Source organism: Paraclostridium sp. (assembly GCF_051657365.1).
Lineage (GTDB): Bacteria > Bacillota > Clostridia > Peptostreptococcales > Peptostreptococcaceae > Paraclostridium.
Map to the genome: position 1 here is coordinate 1 of NZ_JBOFKN010000024.1, position 1,222 is coordinate 1,222.

Genomic DNA, 1,222 nt, shown 5'->3' on the forward strand with positions numbered 1-1,222 from the left:
ATAAAGGTAAAACTATTTTTAAATATATAAATATATGACTACATCCATCTATTTTAGAAGCTTCTATTAAAGATTTATTTAACGTTTTAAATTGTTGAACCATTAAAAATATTCCTAATCCATTTGCTAAAAATGGTAATATAATTCCTAATTTTGTATTTAATAATCTCATTTTTAAAATTATAAAATAATTTGGAATGAATATAGCTTCCCACGGTATAAATATTGAACACATCACTAATAAAAATACTATCTTTTTTTCTTTAAATTCAATAAAAACTAAAGCATAAGCTGTTAAACTACATATGATAATTTGAAAAATCATTGCAACTATTGATGTTATTAAACTATTAAAGAAAAACTGAAGTATTGGAATATTTTGAAGTAAATCTTTATAGTTTATAAAATTTATTTGTGATGGCAGAATCTTTCCACTCATTATATCTTTAGTTGTCATAAAACTAGCTACTAAAGAATAAATTATTGGAAAAAATACTACAATTCCAGAAATAATAAGTAATATATACATAGCTCTTTTTTTCATATTATTGATAGTGCACCTTCCTCTCTAATTTGAATTTAATTACCATTATTATTGTAATTAAAATAAGTAAAAATAATCCCTGAGCACTAGCGTAATCAAATCTATAGTTACTAAATGCTGTTTTATATATACTGTAAACTATAAAATTAGTTGAGTTTGCAGGTCCACCACCAGTTAACATATCTACTTGACCAAAACTTTGAAAAGCTTTTAAAGTCGTTGTGATTAACAAATAAAATAAACTTGGACTCAATAATGGAATAGTTACTTTAAAAAGTTTTGTAAAATAATCTACTCCATCAATTTCACAACTTTCATCTATCTCTTGACTTATATTTTGCAATCCAGCTGTTAAAACTAAAAACCCAAATCCTATATTCATCCATATTGTGGCAAAAGATATTGCCCAAATAGCATAGGTTGAACTTGTAAACCAATTTATCGGTAAAACTCCAAATAAACTTAATATATCATTTATTAATCCAACACTTGGATGAAATAAAAATAAAACTATACTTGAACTTGCGGATACTGATACTCCCATACTTGATGAAAAGATAATTCGAAATAACTTTATCCCCTTTAATTTTTCATTGCATATTATTGCTAAAAATAAAGATATTATCATGCTAAATAAAACTGTTATTAATGAAAATTTTAAAGTTACTAAAATACTTT

The 1,222-nt window shown here is 23.9% G+C and carries 2 protein-coding genes; both read right to left on the reverse strand.

The genetic code is table 11. From position 1 onward, the window contains the following. A partial coding sequence (locus ACRCYC_RS01635) for a carbohydrate ABC transporter permease (RefSeq protein ID WP_438617454.1) occupies window positions 1–544 on the reverse strand: 544 nt, incomplete at its 3' end. 1 nt (window position 545) lies between these two features. Then, on the reverse strand, window positions 546–1,222 hold a 677-nt coding region (locus ACRCYC_RS01640), incomplete at its 5' end, for a carbohydrate ABC transporter permease (RefSeq protein WP_438507381.1).